The following is a 22,916-nucleotide window of genomic DNA, read 5'->3' as shown; positions in this document are numbered from 1 at the left end:
TAAATAAAATATAAATAATAATTTATTCAAACACAAAGGAGTTAATACAATGCAATTTTCTAAATTTCTTAAAGTAGCTGCGGTTGCTTTACCATTAATCGCACTTACTGCATGTTCATCAAGCAAAAGCAGCAATGCTGGCGGTAGTGCAAACGGTTCTTTGTCAAAAGAAGCTTTAGAACAACTTCACAGATTACAACAAACTAATACTGTATATTTTGATTTTGATAAATATAATGTTAAATCTGAATATACTACATTATTAAATGCACATGCAGAATTTATGCGTGCAAATTCTTCTGTAAACGTAGTTGTTGAAGGTCATGCCGATGAACGTGGTACACCAGAATACAATATCGCTTTAGGTGAACGTCGTGCTGACGCAGTTAAATCATACCTACAAGGTAATGGTGTTTCTGGCTCACAAGTACAAGTAGTATCATATGGTAAAGAAAAACCAGCTGTATTAGGTCATGACGAAGCAGCTTATGCTAAAAACCGTCGTGCTGTAGTAACCTACCCTGGTTATTAATAGCTTGTGATAACGGCTGATAATTCAGCCGTTTTATTTTAAAGTTCACGCCGAGTATATAATATGTATAAAAAAACACTCATATTGTTCTTATTTCTTTTGTTTACCGGTTATGGTTGTGCCGCTGGTAGTTCTGAGCTCGATAGAACAGTTCAAGCTCAAGGTCAATTATTAATACAAAATCAGCAACAAATTAGTGATTTACAATCAGATTTGGATACACTTCGTGGTCAATTGGAAGAAACTAAATACCAACTCAACCAAACTATAGAACGTCAAAAGATGATTCTTCAACAAATGGTTGGTGGTTCAGGATTCTCATCAAATACTAATTCTTCACAAGATAATTCGTCTTCACCTGCACCTGCTCCATCTACTGATTCTCAATCAGCTACGCCATCTTCAGACTTATCAAGTTGGACAACATCAGGTAACGATAAAGCAGATTATAACTTTATCATGCAGCATGTCTCTGAGGGTAAACAAAACAGTGATTCTATCGCTGCTTTTCAAAAGTTCATTGAAGCTTACCCAAAGTCAAGTTACCTAGCTAATGCAAATTATTGGCTAGGTCAACTTTACTATAAAGAAGGGAAAAAAGATAAAGCATCGTTTTATTATGCGACAGTCGTAAAAGATTTTTCAGCTTCTCCTAAAGCAGCAGACAGCCTTTATAAGGTTGGTATAATCTTATTGGACAAAGGCGATAAAAAAACTGCTAAAACCGTTTTTCAACAAGTTGTCAGTAAATATCCTAAAGATAAAAATACCGTTGATCTTGCTAATAAAAAATTAGCATCACTTTAGTAAAATGTATAAATAACCAGCTATTGGATGCAAAAAGCAAGAAAAGGGTTGCACTGCTTGATAATAGTAAGTAATATAGCAACCCGAAATTGCTTGTAACTTTAATTCTTAAGGACATTGCAATTCTTATCTAAAATGGGTTGTTAGCTCAGTCGGTAGAGCAGCGGACTTTTAATCCGTTTGTCGAGCGTTCGAATCGCTCACGACCCACCATCCTTCTCTTCATATTTCAAATATCAAAACAGACCAATTTAAAAGATATTAAACTCAAGTGAGTTAGTTCGATATTAATTAGTTTAGAATAGATTTCAACTTTACTTAGTATTAGACTTGAATAGCTAAAGCAAACATTTTTATTTAATGAAATTATCCTGCAAGCTAAAAAATTACTAAAAATAGTATTTTTTGAGTAATCACCGAACTAAACCACATGACCTATTTTTCTATGATCTTAATTCATCTTTATAACGATAAAAAAACTATTAATAAAGATAAATACTTATTTCATGTCACTAAAAATTGAGGTTACTTTGGTATTTGTTATCTAGCTCATGCAAATTGGTTTACAGAATTAGAAATTAATAATAAAGATTGATAAATAATAATGATAATAATCAATCTAAATGCTCTGGATTTACAGTGTAAAATGAGAGTGGTAGATTTATTTATCGCAATTTTTATAAGCCTTGTTTGCTTTAACCAATTTGTTATATAAAGAATATTGGCGGTGAAGTCGTATGTCTGGTAAGTCGTGCACCTTTGTTATGACGGTAAGTTATAAATCTAGAGTGCCGTAGCTTGCTAAATGTATGATAGATTTCAATTCAAATTAAAGTTGAAAGCAGAAAGCTGTAACTCATTGATACAATGTATAATTTAAATAGAGGGAATAATTTCCCTCTTTCATTAGATGATCAAACTTTATTTGCTAATTCGATGATTTTCATTGTTACTTCAAATGATTTAAGGAACGATGATAATGGTAAAAATTCAAAGCAAGAGTGAAAGTTATGAGCACCTGTAAAATAATTAGGTGTGGTTAATCCTCTTGCTGATAGTGCCGAACCATCAGTACCACCACGCATAGCAATAGTATTAGGCTCAATATTCAATTGTTCAAATGATTGATAAATTAAATCGATACAGCGACGATCATCACCTAAATAGTTGGCAATATTACTGTAAGTATCTGTAATTTTACATTCAATTTTAGCTCTTGGATATTTACGACTAATAAAGTCTACTACGTCTTGAATATATGCTTTACGAGCTTGATATTTTGCTAAATCAAAGTCACGAATACTCATTTTTAGTGTCGTAGTACTTTGGTTACCAACGATATCATTAAACCAAAAATAGCCTTCTTTACCTTCTGTGTGTTCAGGCGTTTCGAAACTATCAAAACAATTAATAATATCATTTGCAACGCGTATAGGATTGATTAATACATTTTTAGCTGACATTGGGTGGGCAGATATCCCTGTAATATCAATGATTGCTGAACCAGCATTAAATGTTTCGTACACCACTTCACCCAACTCACAACAATCAATAGTATAAGCAAAGTCAGGTTTGAAACGGTTCAAATCAAGTTTTTTAGCGCCATTTAAACCGACTTCTTCATCAGGTACAAAAGCTACATAGATATCACCATGAGTACAATTTTGCTTTTGTAACTGATCTAACATCGTCATAACTATTGCAATTGCGGCTTTGTTATCTGCACCTAGAACACTTGTGCCATCAGTGACAATCAACTCTTGATAAAGGTATTTATTTAATTCAGGGTGTTCATTAACTTTAAACCAGATGTCTTTATCTTTATTTAATAAAATATCCTCACCATTAAAGGTAACGCGTTGAGGGTGAATTTTATCTGATAAGGCTACATCCACCGTATCTAAATGAGCAACATAACCAATGTTAGGGGCATGTTGATTATTGCCCGGTAATTTAGCCGTAACAATACTGTGCTCATCAAGATGTACATCTTGCAAATTCAGTTCAATCAATTCTTGCTTAAGTAATTTAGCTAATTCGGTTTGTCCAGGAGTAGAAGGTACTTGCGCAGATCCAACTACACTTTGACTTGGAACACTAACATAACGCAAAAAACGTTCAACTAATTGTTCAGTAATATTCATAATAAAATGACCTCTTATTGGTACTAATTATTTACGGGTGGATAAACGTAACCACTATCAAACCCAATTGGTAGACCTAAGAACCAAAAGAGTAACAAGTTTACAGTTAATGCAATAAGCAGCGCGGCAGTATAAGGAATCATCATAGAACTTAATGTGCCCACTCCTGTGTTTTTGCAGTATTGCTGGCAATAGGCAATAATTAGCGGGTAAAACGCAAACATAGGTGTGCTTACGTTCACTGCCGAACTGATACGGTAAGCGGCTTGCGTTAATTCAGGCGAAATACCCACAGACATTAACATAGGAACAAAAATTGGTGCCAAAATAGCCCATTTAGATGAAGCAGAGGTAATTAACACATTTAACATACTGGTTAAAATGATCACACCAAATATTGTTACCACCGAAGGTAAATGTAACGCTTTCAAAAACTCAGCGCCACCAATTGCAATCAATGTGCCTATTTGAGAATTGGAAAACACATATAAAAATTGCGCACAAAAGAAAGCAAAAACAATAAAAGGAATAAGTGATTTAGTGATATTTTCCATCGATTTAACAATATCGCGAGAAGACTTAAATGCCCCAGTAATAAAGCCGTGAATCAAGCCCGGAATTGCAAAAAACACAAATAATAATGGCACAATAATTTGCATAATTGGTGCTTTATTACTTGTTAAGCTGCCATCAGGTGCACGTAATAAAGAGTCTTGTGGTAATAATAAAAGTACCAAACCAGCAGCGATGACTAAAAATACGATTGATGCAACTTTAAATGCTCGATTTTCAATAGGGGTGATTGCTGGTGAATCAGCAAGGTTATCTAACTGTAAATCAGTATTTATAGGCATATTGGCCTTTAAGCGGGGCTCAACGATTTTATCGGTAACAAACCAACAAGCTAGTAGAACAAAAAAAGTACCGCCAAAACTTAAAAAATAGTTACAAAGCACATTAACTTGATAAGATGGATCGATGATCTGTGCAGCACTTTGGGTAAAGCCTTGCATGATAGGATCGATAATTGAGGGTGTATAACTAGAGCTAAAACCACCGGCTAATCCTGCAAAAGCGGCAGCAATGCCCGCAAGAGGATGACGACCAGTGGCATAAAACATCATGGCTGATACCGGCATTAAAATAACATAAGCTGAGTCTGACGCAATATGACAAACCATGCTAACAAAAATGACTGATGGAGTGACCAATTTTTTAGGTGTAACTGCCAATAACTTTTTGAGTAACACATGAATATAGCCGCTACTTTCAGCAATACCAATACCTAATGTGGCAACGATAGTAATACCAAGAGGTGGAAAGCTAACAAAATTTGGGACCATTTTAGTAAAAAAAGTTACTAAATGATCGGGTGCTAGCATATTAGCGACAACTAGTTTTTCTTTGGTAACAGGGTTGATGTAATCGAAACTGACAAAAGAAAGTAATAAAGAGGCAATAAAGCAGATAATTAAAGCATAAAAGAAAAGTGTTGTTACATCGGGGATTTTGTTGCCTATTCGTTCAATAGTATTTAAAAAGCCGCCCGTTTTTATAGGTGACGGATTTGTTGTTTGATTCATAAAAAAATTAGTGTAAATGTTGTTCGGGGCGTCAATTTATCACATATTTATAGTGCAGGCAAATAAGCAAAAACGTATGGTTTTTATACTTAAACATTATGTTAACCTTAATCACTTTTACATAAGTATGATGTTACTTCGACTTTTTTATAAATTAACTTCGTCATTGTTTGCAAAAATAGCATTTTCTTCAAAACTAAGTTTATTGAAAAAAGCATGGTGCTTTAAACGAATAGTTTGTAGACTATGTTTCATTGCCAGTGTTAAGTTATATACTTTGTATATAAATCGAATATGAATCTTTTAAAATCTTTAGCTGCCGTAAGCTCTATGACAATGGTATCGCGTGTATTAGGATTTGTACGTGATGCTATTATTGCCCGTTATTTTGGGGCAGGAATGGCAACCGATGCGTTTTTTGTTGCTTTCAAATTGCCTAATTTACTTCGACGTATTTTTGCTGAAGGTGCCTTTTCACAAGCTTTTGTACCAATTTTAGCTGAATATAAAAACCAACAAGGTGTTGACGCTACTCGTACATTTGTTGCTTATGTTGCAGGATTACTAACATTAGTATTAGCTATAGTGACATTAATCGGCATAGTAACTGCACCTTTTGTCATTATGTTAACCGCACCTGGTTTTATGCAAGAATCTACCGAAAAATTTGAACTGGCCACCAGCTTATTACAAATTACTTTCCCTTATATCTTTTTTATTTCGCTTGCGTCACTTGTTGGTGCAATACTTAATACTTGGAATCGCTTTTCTGTCCCCGCTTTTGTGCCAACTTTACTCAATGTTAGCATGATCATATTTACGCTATTTTTAACGCCTTATTTTAATCCACCGGTGTTAGCATTAGCTGTATCGGTAGTCGTTGGTGGCATCTTACAATTACTTTATCAACTTCCTGCTTTAAAAAAAATTGGCATGCTAGTTTTACCGCGTATTAATTTTAAAGATAGCGGTGTTTGGCGTGTATTAAAACAAATGGGGCCGGCAATTTTAGGGGTTTCTGTTGGACAAATTTCGTTAATTATTAATACTATTTTCGCCTCATTTTTAATTTCTGGTTCGGTTTCTTGGATGTATTATGCTGACCGCTTAATGGAATTTCCAGCAGGTGTACTTGGCGTTGCTCTTGGTACAATTTTGTTACCTTCATTAGCTAAAAGCTTTTCGAAAGGTCATCATCAACAATATTCAGAATTGTTGGATTGGGGATTAAGATTATGTTTTTTATTGGCATTGCCAAGTACTGTGGCGCTTGGGGTTATTTCACGACCGTTGATTTCAACACTCTTTGAATATGGACAATTTACTTTAAATGATACGTTAATGACACAACGTGCATTAGTTGCTTATTCCATTGGTTTACTTGGTCTAATTTTAATTAAAGTGTTAGCCCCCGCATTCTATTCCAGACAAGATATTAAAACGCCAGTTAAAATAGCCATTATTACGCTTATCTTAACGCAGTTGATGAATTTAGTGTTTATTGGTCCACTACAACATGCTGGTTTATCGTTATCAATTGGTTTAGCGGCATGTTTTAATGCAGGATTACTGTTCTGGCAGTTACGTAAAAAACAACTATATCAACCACAACCAGGATGGTATAAATTTTTAACTAAAGTTATTATCGCAGTCATTTTTATGTCTATAGTATTATGGCTTGGCGCACAACTATTACCAGATTGGTCAACGGGTTCAATGCTACTGCGTGTGGCACGGTTATTTTTACTGGTTATTGTTGGCGTTTTTGTCTATTTTGCATCACTTATTGCAATGGGTTTTAAATTAAAGCATTTTATTAAACGTATTGACTGATTAATAAAAGATAATTTACTAAATTATATTAGTCGTTGAACATAAACTATTATCGGCGAAGTTAGCTTTAAATATTGCGTGAACATTAGCTAAATGCCGTTATACTTTCATCATCATTATTTAGAATTTAGCCTATGATGTTGTGATTTGGGCTAAATTCTTAATCGTATTTATGCCAATTTTACTTTTGATTGTTATTTATACAGTAGGTTGACAAAGTAAATTAAGCTGGGAATTAAATTGGCTTTATCTGGATAGATTTTACGAATTTAGACGTAGTAAATAACCACAACAAATCAGGTATACACAGCATTAAATATCGATTTTATTTGTTTGCTAAATAGTTATTTGAGCAATATGAATAATCAATTTTAAAAAATTTGGACGTCAGTGTGGCAAAACAGAAGTTATAAATCACTAAACGTCCAACCTAAAAACTAATTAAAAATTTTTTTAGTTATAATCGTAATAACTATAATTTTAAATTACCTTGCTTATAAGAAGGAACGATAAGGTAATTCTGGTTCATCAGTAAAGATATCCCTAAATCCACGATAGTGTTGATAATGCATTTTATTTTTATCGGTCGGGTAAGTATATTTACCACCAACTTGCCAAAAGAATGGTGTAAATTGATATTCAAGTCGATCTTTTTTCATTTGCCAAAGCACTTCAATTTCTCGCGGATCACTTTGGAAGTTTGACCAAATATCATGATGAAAAGGAATCACAACTTTGGTGTTAAGCGATTCTGCTGCACGTAAAATATCAGCAGATGTCATCTTATCAGTAACACCACGAGGATTTTCACCATACGAGAGTAAGGCAACATCAATTTTATGATCATTACCATGTTTAGCATAATAGTTAGAGTAGTGTGAATCACCAGAGTGATAAAGTGAGCCCCCTGATGTTTCAAATAGGTAGTTAACTGCGCGATCGTTCATACCATCTAAAATGGCTTTATCTGTTGATGAAACACCCTTAGGAAGAGTAACAAGTGAAGTTCTATCAAAAGAATCTAGTATTTTAATGGTGATATCACCTACAGTGATTGTGTCACCAACTTTAGCCACAATACAACGATCTTCTGGCACGCCCCAGCTTTTCCATAACTCAACACAAGCTTTAGGCCCAATAAATTTAACTTTAGGTGAGCAATTTTGAATCACGGCTGCTGCAACATTAACATCAATATGATCAGCATGATCATGCGTTGCCATAACTGCATCGATTTCTTTAATTGCAAAAGGATCCAACACAAATGGGCTGGTTCTTAAGTTAGGTTGTAATTCACGTACTCCCCCCATTCGCATCATTTGATGTTGCTTATTCATCAATGGATTAGCATGGGTTTTTTTACCCGTACCGCACCAAAAATCGATACAAATATTGGTATTACCTGCTGATTTTAACCAAATTCCTGTACAGGCAAGCCACCACATGGTAAAGGTATTGGGTTTAACTTCGGTCGCTTCGATCTCTTCATTGAGCCAAGTTCCCCATTCAGGGAAGGTATTTAAAATCCAAGAGTCACGGGTAATTTCGTTTACTTTACTCATACTATGTTCCTTATTTAATAGTTAGACTAATATCACTTCAACTCCTTGCTTCTTAATGCATTCAATCACTTCCTTATTCGCTTGTGTGCCTGTAATTAAAATATCAATCTTGTTTACTGGGCAAAAAAGCATGCCAGAGTTTGCTTTGGTATCGATTTTTGAACTATCAACGACAACCACTAATTTTTCGGCTTTTTCTAATATTTGTTGCTCGGCTACTGCACTTAAAATTTCATTTTTGTAAAGACCGGTGGGTGTTAATGTTTTACCGCTAGTAAACATCCATTTAGCTGCATAAGAATCGGTAATGCTTGCGATTGGATTAAGAATAATGTTTTGGGTTTTGTTATATAAACCGCCCATAATAATGACATTTTCATGATCATGTTCTATTAAGTAACAAGCGAGGGGAAAGTAATTCGTGATGATAGAGACATTTTTTCCACATAATTCCCGACCTAATAAAAATGCGGTTGAACCACAATTAATCACGACATTTTCATCGTTACCACATAATTTGGCTGCTCGAATAGCAATTCGCGCTTTTTCGTGATAATGATCAGTATTGTTGTTGGCTATTGGTGCCCAGATAGGCTTTTGCTCCTCTAAACGCATAATACCATTACGTACTTTTTTAACTCGACCTTCCTGATCTAACTTGGTGATATCTCGTCTAGCTGTGGCCGGTGATATACCGAAGTGATCAATTAATTCTGTCACTTTCACTTCACCTTTTTCATTAACTAAAGCGACGATTTCGTTATGTCGCGTTATTTCATTCATTTATGTTCCTTAATGATTTGATCAAATTTGATTACTTTGATAATAATTATCATTGCAAAACTTGTCAATTATCTTCATTGATTTATTTGTTTAAATCTAAATTTAATATTGATAAGTATAGATATAGATTTAATTTATTGTCATTATTTTTCATTGTAATGTGAAGTTGATCACAGATATTGCTGTTGGTTATTGGGAAAAGTGATCTCAATCAAAATAATCATAAATAATCATTGTGTGATTCATTATGATTATGGAATATAGCAAGCGTTAATTAAATAAATTTGATTAACAACGTACCGTATTAATTAAGCTCAAAGATTCACTTAATAGTGAACAACCATATAAAGGGCATTAGGATAAAGTTTATCTATAAATTGTAAGCGTAGTATCAACTTTCAATTTAAAAAATGCCCATAATCAATGAGAGGGGCATATGGAAGTAATCTATAACGTATTTTATATTTTTTATAGTCAAGTCATGACCAAAGCACCTTTATTACTAGGGTTAGTAACGATGCTGGGGTACTGCCTATTAGGTAAAGACGTTACCACAATTTTAAAAGGAACCATCAAAACAATTGTCGGCTTTATGTTATTGCAAGTCGGTTCGGGTGTATTGGTTTCAACATTTAAACCCGTTATTGCCAAGTTAGCGGAATATCATGGCATTAAAGGATCGATTATTGATACTTATGCTTCGATGGTTGCTGTTGAAAATGGTATGGGAGAACATTACTCTTGGGTCGGATATGCGGTATTACTGGCACTGGCTATCAATATCCTTTTGGTTATTTTTCGACGTATTACCGGTATTCGAACCATTATGTTAACCGGTCATATTATGTTCCAACAAGTAGGACTTATTACCTTATTTTATTTTCTGTTTGGTTACGGTATGTGGGAAACCATCATCTACTCCGCAATTATTACCGCTTTATATTGGGGAATATTTTCCAACATGATGTTTAAGCCAACCGAAGCAGTAACAGGTGGGGCAGGGTTTTCTATTGGTCATCAGCAACAGTTAGGCTCTTGGATTGCCGTTAAATTAGCCCCTAAGCTTGGGGATAAAAATGATTCTGTTGATAATTTAAAATTACCAAAATGGTTACATATTTTTCACGATAGTATCGCGGCTACAGCTATTGTGATGACCTTCTTTTTTGGCATTATTTTACTGTCATTTGGTTTATATAACTTACAAACTATGGCCGGTTCAACGCATTGGACAATCTATATTTTAGAAACAGGGCTTAAATTCGCGGTAGCAATCCAAGTGATTGTTGGTGGCGTAAGAATGTTTGTTGCTGAATTGTCTGAAGCGTTTAAAGGAATATCTGAAAAACTTATTCCTAATGCAGTATTAGCGATCGATTGTGCAGCAATTTATGCTTTTTCACCTAATGCAATGGTGTTTGGTTTTATTTGGGGTGCATTAGGGCAATTTTTAGCAATTGCTTTATTACTGGTATTTAAATCGCCGATTATGATTATTCCAGGTTTTATTCCGATGTTCTTTTCTAATGCCACTATTGGGGTGTTTGCAAACCACTTTGGCGGTTGGAAAGCGGTAATGAAGATTTGTTTTGCCATGGGCATGGTTGAAGTATTTGGTTCAGCTTGGGTTATTCATATTTTTGCACAAAATGGCACACCAATCGATTCTTGGATGGGCATGGCTGACTGGGCAATTTTATTCCCACCTATTTTACAAGGTCTATCAATTTCTCACTTATTTATCTATCTCATTATTGCTTTGGCTTTAGTGTATATGTTCTTTGCCGCTAAACAATTACGACGCGATGAAGCCAATCAAAAAATACAAGCCGACACGAATGATACCCAGCAAGATTTTAATGAACAAGTCGTTGAAAAAATGGATGAGGTAGCAATTAGCGAAGGACGTCCAATACGTATTCTTGCGGTATGTGGTAGTGGTCAAGGTTCATCGATGATGATGAAAATGAAAATTGCCAATTATCTTGATAAAAAAGGCATTGCTAATGTTATGGATTCGTGTGCGGTGACTGATTACAAATCACGATTGCCGAATGTTGACATTATTGTGGCTTCTAAACACTTAATTAATGAAATTGAGGTTAATGAAGGTCAGCACGCTTTGGGGGTACAAAATATGTTAAATCCGCAAACATTTGGTGATGAACTTATTGAACTGATTAACAAAGTGCTTGCTAAATAATTTATTGAATAAAAAGGGAGTACAACATGGCTTTGAAAGAATCATTGATAGAAAACAACTCTATTTTACTTAACGCAAATGCCGCAACCTGGCAAGAAGCTGTTAAATTAGGTACTGATATGTTGGTCGCATCTAAAGCAATTCAACCCTCTTATTATGATGCGATTATTCGCTGTGTGAACACTATGGGACCTTACATCATTATTGCCCCTAATTTTGCTATGCCTCATGCCAGGCCTGAAGATGGCGTTAACCGAACTGCTTTTGCATTAGTCACACTAAATAAACCAGTCTATTTTCAAGGGGAAGAAGAACCTGTCGATGTATTAGTGACCTTAGCAGGCAGTACTTCTGATGAACATATGCAAGGCTTAATGGAGGTCACCCAAATTTTAGAAGATGAAAATAGCCCAACCGGCATCGATCTAGATAAGTTACGAGCATGTAACAATAAAGAAGATGTTTATGCTGTGATTGATAAAGCTTTATTGGGAGGTTAATTCTATGTATCAAGCTTTAAAAGAGAGAGTATTACAGGCCAATTTAGCATTACCCAAATATCATTTGGTGACCTTTACTTGGGGTAATGTTTCAGAAATTGATCGAGCAAAAGGTGTCATTGCTATTAAACCTTCTGGGGTTGAATATCACAATATGACAGTTGAGGATATTGTGGTGGTGTCATTAACCGGTGAAACAGTGGAAGGTAAGTTAAATCCTTCTAGTGATACTGCAACACATATTGAGCTTTACAAAGCGTTTGAACATATTGGTGGTATTGTCCATACCCATTCTCGTTATGCCACCGTCTGGGCTCAAGCTGAGTTAGATGTGCCAGCGTTAGGGACCACTCATGCTGATTACTTTTATGGTGATGTTCCGTGTACCCGTCGACTTACTGATAGCGAAATTACCTCTGATTACGAAAAAAATACCGGTCTGGTTATTATTGAAGAGTTTAAACGTCGAGGACTCGATCCAATGGCAATGCCTGGTGCTGTGATTTCAGGTCATGCTCCATTTTGTTGGGGTAAAAATGCTTTTGATGCTGTACATAATGCGGTTGTCCTTGAAGAAGTCGCCATGATGGCTATTGCCACTCGTCAACTCAATAAAACAATTAAAATTCAACAAGCGTTGTCAGATAAACACTATTTCCGTAAGCATGGTGCAAATGCTTATTATGGGCAAAAATAGTTCTTATAAGAGGAAAATAAAATGACAAAACCAAAACTACAAATCGCATTAGATCAAACTGAATTGCAACCCGCTTTAGCTGTCGCCAATAATGTTGCTGGATTTGTTGATATCATTGAAGTGGGTACCATCTTGGCTTTTGGTGCCGGAATTAACGGGGTAAAAACTTTACGAGAGAAGCATCCAAATCATATCTTAGTGTGTGATTTAAAAACCACTGATGGCGGTGCAATTTTAGCTAAGATGGCGTTTTCAGCAGGCGCCGATTGGCTGACAGTATCGGCAGCAGCGCATATTGCCACCATTGAGGCGTGTAAAAAAGTGGCTGATGAATTTGGGGGTGAAATTCAAATTGAACTATATGGTCATTGGACTTTCGATGATGCTAAAGCATGGCGTAAATTAGGTATTAAACAAGCTATCTATCATCGTTCTCGTGATGCCGAATTAGCTGGAGTTGGTTGGGGTGAAGAAGATTTGATTAAAATGCGTCAACTTTCTGATTTAGGTTTAGAACTTTCCATCACTGGCGGCATTGTTCCTGAAGATATTCATCTGTTTGCTGGAATAAAAACTAAAGCTTTTATTGCTGGTCGTGCGTTAGCCAATGAAAATGGACAGCAAACAGCCCAAGCGTTGAGGGAGCAAATTGCTAAATATTGGTAATTTTACATTGCAGTCGAGTAATCGACTGTTTTTGTTTTTCCTCATGTTATTGGATCATAAATTATGACTGAACAAACAATAAATTTTGTTAAACACGCGCCTGGTATTGGTATTTATGAAAAAGCGTTGCCTAATCAACTTTCATGGCAACAAAAAATGACTGAAGCAAAGTCTTTAGGTTTTGATTTTATTGAACTGTCTATTGATGAATCTCAAGAGCGTCAAGCAAGGCTAGATTGGTGTGACGATGACATTTATGCCTTACGACATTTATGTGAAAAAAATGGCATTTTTTTTCATTCGATATGCCTAAGTGCACATCGTAAGTATCCGTTTGGATCAGCGGATCCAACGATCCGCGAACAAGCCAAAATGATTATGCTTAAAGCAATTTCATTTGCTTATAAATTAGGTGTAAGAGTAATTCAATTAGCGGGTTATGATGTGTATTATGAACCTGCTGACTTACAAACCCATCAACGATTTATTGCGGGTATGCAATGGTGCGCGAAACAAGCAGAAAAAGCAGGCGTGATGTTAGCTGTAGAAATTATGGATACTAATTATCTTAACTCGTTAAGTAAATTTGAAATCCTAAAGGCAGAAATCAACTCACCTTATTTTATGGCTTATCCTGATGTGGGTAATATATCGGGATGGAACTTTGATATTAGTACTGAGCTTTTACTCAGTCGCAATCATATTGTTCAAATACACCTAAAAGATACCTATAAAGTTAAACCCAATTATGCCGGGCAATTTAGGGATTTAGTTATTGGTGAAGGAGAAGTTGATTTTGCTGCAGTATTTAACACATTGAAATTAATGAATTATTGTGCGCCACTGGTTATCGAAATGTGGGCTAATGATGATCATTGGAAAGATAATATCATCCTAACTCAGCAACGATTAAAAGCTATTGCTCAGCAGGCTAATTTCCCGCTTTTTTCTTCACTTGATTAAAATCAAAACGCTATTGATATTTTATGTTTAACTCATCACCTTTTGGGTGATGAGGAATTTTTAAAAATATAACCTATTGAAAAAATGAAACTATATTAAATTATGGTTTAATCACTTTTCTCATTTTATTTTTGTGATTCACCTTGTGATGAATGATATTCTAGTTGGTAATAGCGCCACCTTGTGGTATTTTGTGCAAATATTTTGGTGATTTTGCAAATTTGATATCATTGCTTGTTTAACGTGCAAATTAATCTGTTAAATTAACTTACCATCTATTTGTTATCATTAAAATTTTTATAAAAAAATAGAGAATTAACAGGTTTTAGATAGACTAATGTACAAATTATCCTTTTTTAAGTTGCCCTTTATTTTTATAACACTATTTCTTATTTCAAGTGCTTTTATTTTCAACATTAGATTTGGTATAACTTTTCTTGCTACTTTTCATGACTATAAAAATTTATGGTCTTCACTGTATAAACTTACCCCTTATCAATTGCTACGTTCAATTCCCGAATGTCTATTGTTATTTGGGGTATCTGCAATTGCATTTTATCGAATTAATGTTCATTTAGTGACCTTAAAAAATATTGTTCTTATTATAATAAATGTGTTGATTGTTTGTACTATTGGTTATTTATTAAGTGTTATAGCCGATTTAATGTTTGATGAAATATTCATCAATTATATCGATGTTGATTCATGGTTATTTATTTTAGTGCTAAGTATTATCCCTGATAGTCTATTTTATTTGTGTGCAGGTTTACTGACTTATTATTGCATTAGGGGATTAAATAATCAGTTTGAAAAGAGTGCGTTAGTTTTTGAACTTAATACGCTTAATAGCTGTAAAATTCATTTTATTTTATTTTTAGTCTTTTTCTTTTTTACTTTGATTGGTTTCCCGTCTTTTATTTTAGATATTTTGATCCAACAAGATCATTATCTTATTTCGATTGGCCGCCATATTGCTTTCCCTTTTATCTGTTATGTGTTGACTTTCTGTGTTGTTATAGTTGTTTGCAAAAACATGTTTACTCAAGTATTTATGGTATTACAGATTGATAGAATTGTGAAAAGTGTGGTTTATTCGAATCTGTTTATTTTTGTGTTTAATTTTACTCTTTTTAGCATTGCTGAAAGCTTATTTGACTTGACTGTTAGCCAAATCACTTTACATGATTACACTGCGTTGGTATTAAAAATAGCACTAGCAACTATCTCGTTTATTTTATCTTGTTTGATTGTGCGTAAAGTTACCCAGTACTATTTTTATCGAAACACTGGGTATAGCTTAACGTTATAATAGTGTTGTTTGTTGTTGCTTAAGTGAATCGGCAATGTGCTGTTGTGTTTTTAATGTTCGAATATTTTGTAATACTTGTGCCGCTTGAAAATAGTGCGATTTTAAGTAAGCTAGCCATTGTTTGATGCGCGCTGAATGATAAAGCGGTTTAACCTCTTCGATAGTTGTTGTAGCGTAATTGATTAAAATTTCTAAAATTTGTTGCCACTGTAACTCTGCATCATTAAAACGAATCATATTGGCTAAGTTTGGGATCGTTAAAATACCACGTCCAAGCATAATGTCTTGGCTTTGACTTTGGATAAGACAGTTTTGCGCATCTTTAACGGAAAAAATCTCGCCGTTAGCAATAACTGGAATATTTAATTTTTGTTTAATTTTTCCTATTGTTTGCCAATCGATTTTGTCAGCTTGATAACCGTCAGTTTTTGTTCTTCCATGAATGACAATTTCATTTGCTCCTGCCTGTTCAATCGCGTTAGCAATGTCTAAACAGTAAGATTTGTCTGTCCATCCTAAACGAATTTTGGCTGATAGTTTTGCCGTTGTGCCAATAGCGAGTCTTGTTTGTTCAACAATATTAAATATTTGTTCTGGGTATTGTAATAAGTAAGCGCCGCCGTGGCTGCCCACGACTGTTTTAGCAGGACAACCAAAATTGATATCTATTCCATACGAACCCAACTCAATAGCTTTAACCGCATTTTCTGCCATCCATTGTGGTGATTGCCCTAAAATTTGCACACGCACAGGCGTACCGGACGCTGTTTTTCCATCATGGTAAAGTTCAGGGCATAGACGGTAAAATGTTCGGTTAGATAATTTATGATGAGTCACTCTGACAAATTCTGTCACACAATAATCAAATTGATTAATTTGAGTTAAGATTTTTCTCACATTATAATCTAACACGCCTTCCATCGGTGCTAAGATGATACGATTGAATTTCATTGTCGTGCCTGCTTATTTTGTTCATTACCACAGATTGAGCAGTTAGGTTGTTTTGTCAGCTTAACTTGATTAAATTGCATGCTCATTGTATCAACCATTAGTAGTCGACCCGATAACGGTGTGCCATAATGAGTAAGCACTTTTATTGCTTCTAATGCTTGCATTGAGCCAAACATTCCCACTAAAGGGGCCATTACCCCAGTTTCAACGCAACTCAATTGATCGTCGCCAAATAAACGACTCAGGCAATGGTAACAAGGTTCATCATGCTGATAAGTAAATACAGTTAATAAACCTTCCATACGAATGGCTGCACCAGAGACTAGTGGTGTTTTAGTTTGAAAACAGCAACGATTAATTTGTTCTCGAGTGGTTAGATTGTCGCTACAATCAATCACAATTTGATGATGTTTGATAAGTGAAAGTAAGCGACTATCATCCAGTTTTTGATTCACTGTATTAATGATGGTATCTGCATTGCGTTTACTTAGCGTGTGTTTTGCAACTTCAACTTTATATTGATTGATTGTTTTTTCTGTATATAAAATTTGCCGGTTTAAATTTGATTTTGTCACGGTATCAAAATCAACTAAGGTTAACTTTCCAACGCCAGCCGCTGTGAGGTAAAGCGAAGCTGCACAGCCAAGTCCGCCTAAACCAATAATTAGTGCCGCACTATTTTTTAACACTTGCTGTTTTTCAATATCAAAACCATGCAAAGTTATTTGCCTATCGTAACGAAATAATTCTTGATCAGTTAGCGCTTGCATAATAGATAATTGTTCATCGTAAATTGCTATATTATAGCAGACACTTGACGCCTTACGGCGCCAAGCTGTTAAGATTATTTGTCAAAACCAGATAAAAAGGTGAGATATTCTTCTTTGGTCATGAGTGGTTTGTAATTTGATATGAGGGTTTGTGCTGATTTTGCGTCATCAAAAAGTAAATCGATAATTGTACACGCCATCATTTGTGCAGGGCGAATATAAGCCATTTCTTCATCAAATACGACATAATCTTTTCCATGCAACACGCCTCTCACAGATCCGATCCATGGGTGACTTACTGGTATAATGTGCGACAAATCACCTGTATCAGTACTACCAGTCATATGTGGCGCAACTGAAACATTTTCTTCACCAATTAATTTTTCAGCGTTATGCTTCAAAAGTTCATTTAACGTGGCATTATTATGTAAAGGTAGATAACCTGGTAAATCTTTGATTTCACAACTAGCCCCAACAGCCATCGCCCCCGCTTGTAAGGCTTGATTAATCCGTTCATTGGCTTTAATCATTGCAGGAACGTTACCTGCGCGCACATAACTTTCCATTCTTACATCACTGGGTACGACGTTGACCAAATCGCCACCTTGAGTAATTATTGGGTGGAATCGGATATAATCTTTTTCTTGAAATGTATCACGAATTGCATTAACACCCATCAATCCCATCATCGCTGCATTTAATGCGTTAACGCCTGCATGTGGGGCTGCTGCTGCGTGAGCTGCTTCACCTTTATATTTGATTAGTTTTCCAATAAATCCATTGCTGGTTGTTGATATTTCAATAAAACCGTCTTTACGTTCATTTGGTACACTAGTTAAGTGGATTTGCAGCGCCATATCGACATCATCAAATTCACCTCGGGAAATGAGTTCAGGCTTACCCCCGATGTATTTGATTTTACCTTCTTCAATAAGCCGATTTCGATAAGTGATTTCCACATATTCTTCAGCTGGTACTGCAAAAGGAACCACATCACCCGCTAAATATTGCATTGCGCCAGAATCGATTAGTCCCATCGTCACAGCCATCATATTCGCAATTTGTGCATTATGTCCACAGCAATGAGCTGCGCCAGAGGTTTCATCAGCAGCAGGGTGATCTGCACAAATTATGGCATCAAGTTCACCAATAACTGCGATGCTATATTTACTGCCTTTTCCGCCTTTTAACCGGCCTTTAACACCGGTTAACGCTAATTTATTTTTATAGGGTACGCCCAATTTTTCAAATGTTTGCTCTACTTTTTTTGCGGTTTTGTGTTCTTTGTAACCAAGTTCGGGTTCAGCCCAAATAGCTTCAGCAATGGCTTTTATGTCCGCTTTTCGGTTTGCAATAGCAAGGCAAACCTGTTGTTTAAGTTCTTCTTTATTCATGAGTTAATTCCTAATCCAGTTAAATAACACCTTCCCAATGTAACGTAATTTGTGCAATGATTGCGGCAAAAATAAACGTACCTGAAAACACCGCTAGCGAAACAGGGATAATTCGCCAAGAGATACTTTTAAATAATGCTAAATCTTTGCCAATAGCAAGCCCTGCGTAGGCAAGTACCGGTGTACAAACTGCAAGTAATGATACATTGTCCGTAATTGAAACAACTTGTTCGTGGAAAGGAAATATAGGAGATGAGGCAACGGCTGCAACTACTGACACCCATAAAATTACTGGAAATTTATTGAGTAAAGGTACTTTGCCAACAAAGTATCCAACAATTGATATAACCACTAAAATGGCTAATGCTTGTAACGATAACATAAAATCAACTTTATAGCCGACAGTGTTACCTGCTGCCATAATGATAGCGACTAAAATGAGTAAAAATAGCGTTTCTAAACTTTTCATTACAACAATCCTTCCTTAATTACGACGAAAACGAGCAAAAGTGTTATATAAAAAAGAAGCAAAAGGTAATGAAAATAGTGTATAAATGTAGATACCAACTATACTGGACATTAGATTTGCTGTTGTTGCATAGGCTTTAATTTCACTTGCCAGATCTGGATACAGATCGCTAATTGGTGCTAGTGACGCAGCCATCATACTTCCGCTACCAACACCCGCGCCCATCGCTAAAGCATAGGGGTGAAGAATATCTAATTTAGCCATAATACTCGCTAAGATGCTCATCCAAATCGCACCATAAAGTGTGCCGCAAACGTACATAGCCATCACGCCGCGTCCTTCGGCTGAATCTAAACCGTATTTATCTGCAACAATGGCAATATTAGGTTCTCGTGCAACTGAGTAAGTGGCGCCAACCGCTTCACGTTTCATACCTAACATCATTGCTAAAGGTAATCCTAATAAAATGGTACCGGCAAAGTGACCGAGTTCTTGAAAAATGAGTGCCAATTTTGCATCTTTTAAAATCATATCGATTTTAGGACCAACGGCAACGCCCAATTTGGCAACAAGTAGCATTAAGGTGACAATCATAACGGCACTTGCATGATTCATATTTTTTATGTTTAATATTTTGAGCTTAGGAAGGCTTATGATTCCGCCAATAATCATAGCATATAGCATGGGGTATAAAGTAATAATCCAAATAGATTGTTTACCAATAAACTCACAGATCAGAACGACTATCAGTGCTAACAAATGCACTCTATAGTCTTTAATAATTTCCATCCTTATAAACCTCTAATAGTTTTTATCAATAATCACTATCCATGATATCTAGAATCATAGTCAGTATTTGCATTGCATATTTAATATACATAACCTTGATTATTACCGTCAATAAACAACTGTTGTTAATTTGAAATCATACTCAAGATTGCCTTTTTGATGAGCTGATTAAAACAATTCAATAATAAATATCAATAAATGCCTTTATAAGCCCTTTATTTGATTTATAATACAGACAATTTTTATAGCTTGAAATTTTAACAGGATATTTTATGCGTTCGATTTATTGTGGTCAGTTAAACTCATCTCATATTAATCAAGAAGTTACCTTATGTGGTTGGGTTAATAAACGCCGAGATTTAGGTGGTATGATTTTTATTGATATGCGTGATCGCGAAGGAATTGTACAGGTCTTTTTTGATCCTGATTATTTGCAGGCGTATCAGTTAGCGGGTGAACTACGCAATGAGTTTTGTATTCAAATTAAAGGTAAAGTAAGGGCTAGACCAGAAGGCCAAATCAATAAAGATATGGCAACTGGTGAAGTTGAAGTTTTAGCAACTGAACTTGTTATTTTTAATCGAAGTGATGTTTTACCATTAGACTTTAATCAAAATAATAGTGAAGAGCAGCGTTTAAAATATCGATACATTGATCTTCGTCGTCAGGAGATGACGGCAATTTTCAAAACACGCGCTAAAGTGACTGCTTTTGTGCGTTCGTTTATGAATGAACATGGTTTTTTAGACATCGAAACACCTATGTTAACTAAAGCCACACCAGAAGGTGCGCGTGATTATTTAGTGCCTAGCCGAATTCATAACGGTGAATTTTATGCTTTACCTCAGTCTCCACAACTATTTAAACAACTCTTAATGATGTCAGGATTTGACCGATACTATCAAATTGTTAAATGCTTTCGTGATGAGGATTTACGCGCAGATCGCCAACCTGAATTTACCCAAATTGATGTTGAAACTTCATTTATGACAGCAGAGCAAGTGCGTGAAATCATGGAGCAAATGATTCGTGAACTTTGGTTGCATGTTAAAAATGTTGATTTAGGCAAGTTCCCTGTTATGACCTTTGCAGAAGCAATGCGACGTTTTGGTAGTGATAAGCCGGATTTACGTAATCCGCTTGAAATTATTGATGTAGCGGATTTGGTTAAAGATGTCGATTTCAAAGTATTTTCAACGCCTGCTAATGATCCAAAAGGGCGTGTTGCATTACTTTGTGTGCCTAATGGCGCGCAATTAACCCGAAAACAGCTCGATGATTATACGCAATTTATTTCAGTTTATGGTGCCAAGGGTATGGCTTGGATCAAAGTTAATGAACGTAGCAAAGGACTAGATGGTGTACAAAGCCCTGTTGCAAAATTCTTTAATCAGGCACAAATGGAAGCATTACTTAATCGAGCTAATGCTAAAGATGGCGATATATTATTATTTGGTGCTGATAGCTACAAAGTTGTTAGTGATGCGCTAGGTGCATTACGCTTAAAAGTTGGTAAGGATTTAGCCTTAACCGATGAAAATAGATGGGCTGTTCTTTGGGTTGTGGATTTTCCAATGTTTGAAGAAACAGATGAAGGACTTAGTGCCATGCACCATCCATTCACCTCTCCAAAAGATTTTACCCCTCAGCAGCTAATGGACAGTCCTGAAACAGCGGTTGCTAATGCCTATGATATGGTCATTAATGGTTATGAAGTAGGGGGCGGCTCAGTGCGTATTCATCGCAGTGAAATGCAACAAGCGGTATTTTCAATTTTAGGTATTAATGAACATGATCAACGTGAAAAATTTGGTTTTTTACTTGATGCCTTAAAATATGGAACCCCGCCTCATGCTGGACTGGCATTCGGATTAGATCGCTTAACTATGCTATTAACAGGCACGGATAATATTCGAGATGTGATTGCATTTCCGAAAACCACAGCTGCAACCTGTTTATTGACTGATGCACCGAGCCCAGCAAATCCAGCAGCATTAGTAGAACTAGGAATCGAAGTTTGCAAAAAATAGCGAAATGTTAAATGCAAACATTTAAAAAACCTGAATCGGTGTTAGTTGTTATTTACTGCCAAACCACTTTGCGTTGTTTGATGATGCAACGCAAAGATGATCCTAATTTTTGGCAGTCAGTAACAGGCAGTTTAGAGAATAACGAATTGCCAATTGAAACGGCAATTCGTGAAGTGTATGAAGAAACAGGTATTGATATTGTTGGTAGTAATTTGTCGTTAGTCGATGCTAAACATGTTGTTGAATTTGAAATTTTTCCACAGTTTAGACATCGATATGCACCACAGGTTAAGATAAATAAAGAACATTGGTTTTATCTGCCTCTGACCACAGAGGTAAAACCTATGTTGAGTGAACATTTAGCCTATCAATGGATGTCAATTCAAGATGCGGCTAATTTGACCTTATCGCCTAATAATCGAGAGGCAATCAAGAAGATTGTAAATTATTAAAATTCAGTTAAGAGGTCAGGCATGAAATTAAATCGTTATATTATGTCAATTTGTTTATCTTTTTTTACCCTAAACAGTTATGCTGAAATAAACATACCAAAGTGTCAGATTAACCAAAATCAATACATGATTTTTGATGAATATGATACTCAAATTGCAGAGAAGATAATTGATTATAAATTACATGATCAACCTGAAAAACGAGCAAGTAGTATTATTAAAATATTTGCTAATGATAATAGTGAAAATCGAAATTACTGGTTAGCTTCTTTTCAATTTGACGATAACACGACGCAATATTTATTCTTTCAAGTTGAACCAGAAAAGTTTATAGAAGTTGATCAAAAACAATTTCAAACCTTATTACCTAAAATTATTGAATGCAATCAGAATAAACAAACGCCCATTTATAGTGAAAATTTTGATGAAGATTAATCCAAGACAGAAGCCAAACCTCATTTAATAAACAAAACCCCTTT

21 protein-coding genes and 1 tRNA gene are annotated in these 22,916 nt (G+C 35.4%); 13 read left to right on the top strand and 9 right to left on the bottom strand.

Annotation, left to right across the window (positions count from 1 at the left end; translation table 11 throughout):
* Positions 1 to 49 precede the first annotated feature (49 nt).
* From pal to J3U57_RS05270, 3 genes are all read left to right on the top strand, one after another.
* Positions 50 to 532 (top strand): peptidoglycan-associated lipoprotein Pal, encoded by a 483-nt coding sequence (pal, locus tag J3U57_RS05280; RefSeq protein ID WP_065634268.1) that lies wholly within the window; start codon positions 50 to 52, stop codon positions 530 to 532.
* A 63-nt stretch (positions 533 to 595) separates the two neighbouring features.
* Positions 596 to 1,339, top strand: a complete 744-nt coding sequence (gene ybgF, locus J3U57_RS05275) for a tol-pal system protein YbgF (protein WP_267344014.1) — start codon at positions 596 to 598, stop codon at positions 1,337 to 1,339.
* A gap of 137 nt (positions 1,340 to 1,476) precedes the next feature.
* Positions 1,477 to 1,552, top strand: a tRNA-Lys gene (locus J3U57_RS05270).
* A gap of 701 nt (positions 1,553 to 2,253) precedes the next feature.
* Here the strand turns inward: J3U57_RS05270 and pepT are convergent.
* Both pepT and J3U57_RS05260 read right to left on the bottom strand, forming a co-directional pair.
* The gene (gene pepT, locus J3U57_RS05265; protein WP_267344013.1) at positions 2,254 to 3,483 is read right to left on the bottom strand and encodes a peptidase T; all 1,230 of its coding nucleotides are present in this window, start codon (positions 3,481 to 3,483) and stop codon (positions 2,254 to 2,256) included.
* A gap of 23 nt (positions 3,484 to 3,506) precedes the next feature.
* On the bottom strand, positions 3,507 to 5,066 hold the full coding sequence (locus J3U57_RS05260) for an AbgT family transporter (RefSeq protein WP_267344012.1): 1,560 nt from the start codon (positions 5,064 to 5,066) through the stop codon (positions 3,507 to 3,509).
* A gap of 294 nt (positions 5,067 to 5,360) precedes the next feature.
* Between J3U57_RS05260 and murJ the strand changes: the two genes are divergently transcribed.
* Positions 5,361 to 6,899, top strand: coding sequence for a murein biosynthesis integral membrane protein MurJ (murJ, locus tag J3U57_RS05255; protein WP_267344011.1), 1,539 nt, complete (start codon positions 5,361 to 5,363; stop codon positions 6,897 to 6,899).
* Positions 6,900 to 7,393: 494 nt separating this feature from the next.
* Here murJ and ulaG read toward each other — a convergent pair whose 3' ends face one another.
* Together ulaG and ulaR are read right to left on the bottom strand one after the other, a co-directional pair.
* The gene (gene ulaG, locus J3U57_RS05250) at positions 7,394 to 8,461 is read right to left on the bottom strand and encodes an L-ascorbate 6-phosphate lactonase (RefSeq protein ID WP_065634263.1); all 1,068 of its coding nucleotides are present in this window, start codon (positions 8,459 to 8,461) and stop codon (positions 7,394 to 7,396) included.
* 21 nt (positions 8,462 to 8,482) lie between these two features.
* Entirely contained in the window at positions 8,483 to 9,244 is a 762-nt protein-coding gene (gene ulaR / locus J3U57_RS05245) for an HTH-type transcriptional regulator UlaR (RefSeq protein ID WP_267334485.1), read from the bottom strand.
* Between the two features lie 436 nt (positions 9,245 to 9,680).
* On the opposite strand from ulaR, the gene J3U57_RS05240 reads away from it, so the two are divergent.
* From J3U57_RS05240 to J3U57_RS05215, 6 genes are all read left to right on the top strand, one after another.
* Positions 9,681 to 11,447: a PTS ascorbate-specific subunit IIBC gene (locus J3U57_RS05240; protein WP_267344010.1), complete on the top strand. Its 1,767-nt coding sequence runs from the start codon at positions 9,681 to 9,683 to the stop codon at positions 11,445 to 11,447.
* Between the two features lie 26 nt (positions 11,448 to 11,473).
* Positions 11,474 to 11,947: a PTS sugar transporter subunit IIA gene (locus tag J3U57_RS05235; RefSeq protein WP_267334481.1), complete on the top strand. Its 474-nt coding sequence runs from the start codon at positions 11,474 to 11,476 to the stop codon at positions 11,945 to 11,947.
* A 4-nt stretch (positions 11,948 to 11,951) separates the two neighbouring features.
* On the top strand, positions 11,952 to 12,644 hold the full coding sequence (locus J3U57_RS05230) for an L-ribulose-5-phosphate 4-epimerase (RefSeq protein ID WP_267334479.1): 693 nt from the start codon (positions 11,952 to 11,954) through the stop codon (positions 12,642 to 12,644).
* 21 nt (positions 12,645 to 12,665) lie between these two features.
* Positions 12,666 to 13,310: a 3-keto-L-gulonate-6-phosphate decarboxylase UlaD gene (locus J3U57_RS05225; RefSeq protein WP_267334477.1), complete on the top strand. Its 645-nt coding sequence runs from the start codon at positions 12,666 to 12,668 to the stop codon at positions 13,308 to 13,310.
* 63 nt (positions 13,311 to 13,373) lie between these two features.
* Positions 13,374 to 14,273 (top strand): L-ribulose-5-phosphate 3-epimerase, encoded by a 900-nt coding sequence (locus J3U57_RS05220; RefSeq protein ID WP_267344009.1) that lies wholly within the window; start codon positions 13,374 to 13,376, stop codon positions 14,271 to 14,273.
* A gap of 337 nt (positions 14,274 to 14,610) precedes the next feature.
* Entirely contained in the window at positions 14,611 to 15,582 is a 972-nt protein-coding gene (locus J3U57_RS05215; RefSeq protein WP_267334473.1) for a hypothetical protein, read from the top strand.
* Here J3U57_RS05215 and dusC read toward each other — a convergent pair.
* The 5 genes from dusC to J3U57_RS05190 form a co-directional block, all read right to left on the bottom strand.
* Entirely contained in the window at positions 15,577 to 16,533 is a 957-nt protein-coding gene (dusC, locus tag J3U57_RS05210) for a tRNA dihydrouridine(16) synthase DusC (RefSeq protein WP_267334471.1), read from the bottom strand. The two genes, J3U57_RS05215 and dusC, sit on opposite strands and share 6 nt — an antisense overlap.
* A complete protein-coding gene (locus J3U57_RS05205; protein ID WP_267334469.1) occupies positions 16,530 to 17,303 on the bottom strand; it encodes a molybdopterin-synthase adenylyltransferase MoeB in 774 nt (257 codons plus the stop codon). Before J3U57_RS05205 ends, dusC begins: the two co-directional genes overlap by 4 nt.
* A 74-nt stretch (positions 17,304 to 17,377) precedes the next feature.
* On the bottom strand, positions 17,378 to 18,697 hold the full coding sequence (locus J3U57_RS05200; protein ID WP_267344008.1) for an amidohydrolase: 1,320 nt from the start codon (positions 18,695 to 18,697) through the stop codon (positions 17,378 to 17,380).
* Positions 18,698 to 18,716: 19 nt separating this feature from the next.
* Positions 18,717 to 19,166, bottom strand: coding sequence for a hypothetical protein (locus J3U57_RS05195; RefSeq protein ID WP_267334465.1), 450 nt, complete (start codon positions 19,164 to 19,166; stop codon positions 18,717 to 18,719).
* Between the two features lie 15 nt (positions 19,167 to 19,181).
* Positions 19,182 to 19,955, bottom strand: a complete 774-nt coding sequence (locus J3U57_RS05190; protein ID WP_267334463.1) for a DUF3100 domain-containing protein — start codon at positions 19,953 to 19,955, stop codon at positions 19,182 to 19,184.
* Positions 19,956 to 20,227: 272 nt separating this feature from the next.
* Here J3U57_RS05190 and aspS point away from each other — a divergent pair, with 272 nt between their 5' ends.
* The 3 genes from aspS to J3U57_RS05175 are packed head-to-tail and all read left to right on the top strand — an operon-like array spanning position 20,228 to position 22,872.
* The gene (aspS, locus tag J3U57_RS05185; RefSeq protein WP_267344007.1) at positions 20,228 to 21,985 is read left to right on the top strand and encodes an aspartate--tRNA ligase; all 1,758 of its coding nucleotides are present in this window, start codon (positions 20,228 to 20,230) and stop codon (positions 21,983 to 21,985) included.
* Between the two features lie 11 nt (positions 21,986 to 21,996).
* Entirely contained in the window at positions 21,997 to 22,437 is a 441-nt protein-coding gene (gene nudB, locus J3U57_RS05180) for a dihydroneopterin triphosphate diphosphatase (protein WP_267334459.1), read from the top strand.
* A gap of 21 nt (positions 22,438 to 22,458) precedes the next feature.
* The gene (locus J3U57_RS05175) at positions 22,459 to 22,872 is read left to right on the top strand and encodes a hypothetical protein (RefSeq protein ID WP_267334457.1); all 414 of its coding nucleotides are present in this window, start codon (positions 22,459 to 22,461) and stop codon (positions 22,870 to 22,872) included.
* Positions 22,873 to 22,916: the final 44 nt, after the last annotated feature.

Origin of the sequence: Gilliamella sp. B3464, assembly GCF_026536145.1 — a bacterium.
In the GTDB taxonomy this organism is placed as follows: Bacteria; Pseudomonadota; Gammaproteobacteria; order Enterobacterales; family Orbaceae; genus Gilliamella.
Note: the sequence above shows the minus strand (reverse complement) of the source record. Positions and strands in the feature narration are given on the sequence as shown.

Bases quoted from the DNA above. Each gene is read 5' to 3' on its own strand.
- ulaR (WP_267334485.1), bottom strand. From the start codon at position 9,244: ATGAATGAAATAACGCGACATAACGAAATCGTCGCTTTAGTTAATGAA.
- J3U57_RS05220 (WP_267344009.1), top strand. From the start codon at position 13,374: ATGACTGAACAAACAATAAATTTTGTTAAACACGCGCCTGGTATTGGT.
- J3U57_RS05190 (WP_267334463.1), bottom strand. From the start codon at position 19,955: ATGGAAATTATTAAAGACTATAGAGTGCATTTGTTAGCACTGATAGTC.
- ybgF (WP_267344014.1), top strand. From the start codon at position 596: ATGTATAAAAAAACACTCATATTGTTCTTATTTCTTTTGTTTACCGGT.
- pepT (WP_267344013.1), bottom strand. From the start codon at position 3,483: ATGAATATTACTGAACAATTAGTTGAACGTTTTTTGCGTTATGTTAGT.
- J3U57_RS05240 (WP_267344010.1), top strand. From the start codon at position 9,681: ATGGAAGTAATCTATAACGTATTTTATATTTTTTATAGTCAAGTCATG.
- nudB (WP_267334459.1), top strand. From the start codon at position 21,997: ATGCAAACATTTAAAAAACCTGAATCGGTGTTAGTTGTTATTTACTGC.
- J3U57_RS05200 (WP_267344008.1), bottom strand. From the start codon at position 18,697: ATGAATAAAGAAGAACTTAAACAACAGGTTTGCCTTGCTATTGCAAAC.
- J3U57_RS05235 (WP_267334481.1), top strand. From the start codon at position 11,474: ATGGCTTTGAAAGAATCATTGATAGAAAACAACTCTATTTTACTTAAC.
- J3U57_RS05260 (WP_267344012.1), bottom strand. From the start codon at position 5,066: ATGAATCAAACAACAAATCCGTCACCTATAAAAACGGGCGGCTTTTTA.
- aspS (WP_267344007.1), top strand. From the start codon at position 20,228: ATGCGTTCGATTTATTGTGGTCAGTTAAACTCATCTCATATTAATCAA.
- pal (WP_065634268.1), top strand. From the start codon at position 50: ATGCAATTTTCTAAATTTCTTAAAGTAGCTGCGGTTGCTTTACCATTA.
- J3U57_RS05230 (WP_267334479.1), top strand. From the start codon at position 11,952: ATGTATCAAGCTTTAAAAGAGAGAGTATTACAGGCCAATTTAGCATTA.
- murJ (WP_267344011.1), top strand. From the start codon at position 5,361: ATGAATCTTTTAAAATCTTTAGCTGCCGTAAGCTCTATGACAATGGTA.
- J3U57_RS05215 (WP_267334473.1), top strand. From the start codon at position 14,611: ATGTACAAATTATCCTTTTTTAAGTTGCCCTTTATTTTTATAACACTA.
- dusC (WP_267334471.1), bottom strand. From the start codon at position 16,533: ATGAAATTCAATCGTATCATCTTAGCACCGATGGAAGGCGTGTTAGAT.
- J3U57_RS05175 (WP_267334457.1), top strand. From the start codon at position 22,459: ATGAAATTAAATCGTTATATTATGTCAATTTGTTTATCTTTTTTTACC.
- ulaG (WP_065634263.1), bottom strand. From the start codon at position 8,461: ATGAGTAAAGTAAACGAAATTACCCGTGACTCTTGGATTTTAAATACC.
- J3U57_RS05205 (WP_267334469.1), bottom strand. From the start codon at position 17,303: ATGCAAGCGCTAACTGATCAAGAATTATTTCGTTACGATAGGCAAATA.
- J3U57_RS05195 (WP_267334465.1), bottom strand. From the start codon at position 19,166: ATGAAAAGTTTAGAAACGCTATTTTTACTCATTTTAGTCGCTATCATT.
- J3U57_RS05225 (WP_267334477.1), top strand. From the start codon at position 12,666: ATGACAAAACCAAAACTACAAATCGCATTAGATCAAACTGAATTGCAA.